The following is a 936-nucleotide window of genomic DNA, read 5'->3' as shown; positions in this document are numbered from 1 at the left end:
GCGGAGCTACTTCGGTTGTGGCTGGAGCTCACAATGTGACTGATTAGCTATCAGATCAATGATCTTGCGGAGGTTGGCAATGACGATCTCGCATCGATTTATCGAGACAAATGGCATTCGAATGCACCTGGCCGAAGCAGGGAGCGGCCCCACCGTGCTTCTCTGCCATGGCTTTCCGGAGTGCTGGTATTCGTGGCGGCACCAATTGGAAGCGCTCGCTGCCGCCGGATATCGCGCCATCGCGCCCGACATGCGTGGTTACGGGCAGACGGACAAACCGGATGCGATCGATCAATACACCCTATTGCATTTGACCGGAGACATGGTCGGATTGCTCGACGCGATCGGCACGGATCAAGCAGTCGTTGTCGGACATGATTGGGGAGCGCCGGTCGCTTGGCGCTGCGCTCTGTTTAGACCGGATCGATTTAGGGCCGTCGTTGGCTTGAGCGTGCCGTCTCCGGTGCGTGGTCCCGACCGACCAAGCACGGTCATGCCGAGGGCCGAAAAGCAGCGCTTCTATCAACTGTATTTCCAGACGCCGGGCGTTGCCGAGGCAGAACTCGAAAAAGACGTCCACAACGCAATCAAGACGACATTGTTCGCCCTATCTGGCGATGCGCCGGTTGAAGATCCTGCGTCGCTCACGATGCTTCCTAGTGAGGGGGGGTGGCTTGATGGGAAGCCTACAACCCAATCATTGCCGACGTGGCTCACGGACAGTGACATCGAATTTTACGTTGAGGAGTTCAAGCGCACCGGCCTTGGAGGAGGTTTGAATTGGTATCGCAACATTGATCGCAATTGGGAGTTGCTCGCACCATGGTCCGGCGCAAAGGTTCAGGTCCCGGCACTCTATGTCGTTGGCGATCGAGACGGGGTTTACAGATCGCCGAGTTGGAGCCATCTCGTCCCTAGCCTGAAACAGTTCGTGCC

1 protein-coding gene is annotated in these 936 nt (G+C 57.4%); it reads left to right on the top strand.

Translation table 11 applies throughout. The features are described from left to right. Nucleotides 1–79 precede the first annotated feature (79 nt). Nucleotides 80–936, top strand: an 857-nt coding sequence (locus AC629_RS44460) for an alpha/beta fold hydrolase (protein WP_084810841.1), incomplete at its 3' end; no start/stop codon positions are given.

Origin of the sequence: Bradyrhizobium sp. NAS80.1, from assembly GCF_001908205.1 — a bacterium.
In the GTDB taxonomy this organism is placed as follows: Bacteria; Pseudomonadota; Alphaproteobacteria; order Rhizobiales; family Xanthobacteraceae; genus Bradyrhizobium.
Note: the sequence above shows the minus strand (reverse complement) of the source record. Positions and strands in the feature narration are given on the sequence as shown.